This window comes from Microcoleus sp. B5-D4, from assembly GCF_036705145.1.
GTDB lineage: Bacteria > Cyanobacteriota > Cyanobacteriia > Cyanobacteriales > Microcoleaceae > Microcoleus.
Window position 1 is genome coordinate 1 of record NZ_JAUBTV010000019.1, and the last position, 1,650, is coordinate 1,650.

Below are 1,650 nucleotides of genomic sequence, written 5' to 3' on the forward strand. Positions count from 1 at the left end.
TTCAGATCGCACTCACTTTTTTCACTTCTCTATTTTATTGTGATCGCATTCCTCTTTAAAAACTGTCCGGAGTATTGTTAGACAATATTCTCAATATCTCTCTATAGATAGATGTCTACTAAACTCCCCTTCCACCTACTTAAATCAAAATTTGCACTCTTCACTCAACTATTATTAAGTAAGCTAAAGTTTACTTAAACTTTTATTGCACAAACTCGCTAAATCCAGCGAAACAAAAGAAAGCGAGTTATGAGAGAAATAAGGCGATCGCACCGCCATTTCTCAAAAGCCAATGCAAAAAATAAATTCCCCGCAGCAACGAAGCCATAAGCGTCCACGTCTTTTAGCCTTATTCGCTGCCACATTAGCCACCGTCTTACTTTTATTTATTCTGCCGGCACTGACTCAACAGCCAGTCGTGCTCACCATGTTAATGCAAGGTCAAGACCTTGTTAACTGGAGACCCTTTGTCAAAGAATTTGAACAGAAAAACCCCAACATTCGCATCAACCTCATAGAAGGGCCTTTCGACAGCAACCTCATAGAAAATCTTTACACATCTGCCTTTCTTTTAGGCGACTCGCCCTACGACATCATCAACATGGATATTGTCTGGGTTCCCAAATTTGCAGCCGCAGGTTGGGTAAGCGATTTGACAGACAGAATTTCCCCCGAACAACTATCAAAATTTATCCAAGGAAACGTCGAAGGCGGGCGGTATCGGGGCAAACTTTACCGAATTCCCCACGCTTCCGATGCCGGAATGCTTTATTACCGCAAAGACATTTTAGAACAAGCGAAAATTCCAGCGCCGAAAACCTTTGAAGAGATGGTAAAAATCTCTCAAAACTTGCAGAAACAGGGAAAAGCAACTTGGGGTTATCTGTGGCAAGGTAAACAATACGAGGGAGTATCTGCGATGTTTGTCGAGGTGCTATCCGGTTTCGGCGGCTTCTGGGCCAACCCTGAAAGTTTTGAAGTTGGGTTAGATAAACCGGAGGCAATTAAAGCAGTAGAATTTCTCAAAAATACGATCGCCTCTGGCATTTCTCCTCCGGGTGTCACCACCTACGGCGAAGAAGAAACCAGGCTGTTGTTTCAAAACGGTAAAGCGCTATTTTTGCGAAACTGGCCCTATGTTTGGAAGCTGGCAAATGCCGAAGGATCGAATGTTAGAGGCAAAATTGCGATCGAGCCAATGCTCAGCAGTACGGGTAAAACAGGCGGTTCCTGCTTGGGTGGCTGGGGCTGGGGAATTGCCAAAACCTCAAAACATCCAGAACAAGCGTGGAAAGCAATTCAGTACCTTACCAGCGAGGAAACCCAGCGCAAATTTATTATACAAACAGGTTTAATTCCTAGTTACAAATCGCTGTTTACCAACAAAGAAATAGTCGCCAAATATCCCCACTACCCGCAACTGCTAAAAGTAGTGGAACGGCCAGCTTTGCGCCCGCCCCTGGCACAATACGCTCAAGCTTCTGATATTTTGCAGCGTTATTTGAGTTCAGCTTTTACCGGGAGAATGAGTGCAGAACAAGCAATGAAAGCAGCCGCTAGCGAAACTCGTAATTTATTAGGCAGTTTGAAACAACCCCAAGCTTCGTAAATTTGACATCTTGCCTCTGTTAGAAACAGGCAAGATGCCTG

The 1,650-nt window shown here is 44.1% G+C and carries 1 protein-coding gene; it reads left to right on the forward strand.

All coding sequences use genetic code 11. From position 1 onward, the window contains the following. The first annotated feature begins 292 nt into the window (after positions 1–292). Positions 293–1,609 carry an ABC transporter substrate-binding protein gene (locus QUB10_RS11725; protein WP_333202243.1) on the forward strand — a complete coding sequence of 439 codons (1,317 nt, stop codon included), beginning with the start codon at positions 293–295 and terminating at the stop codon, positions 1,607–1,609. Positions 1,610–1,650: the final 41 nt, after the last annotated feature.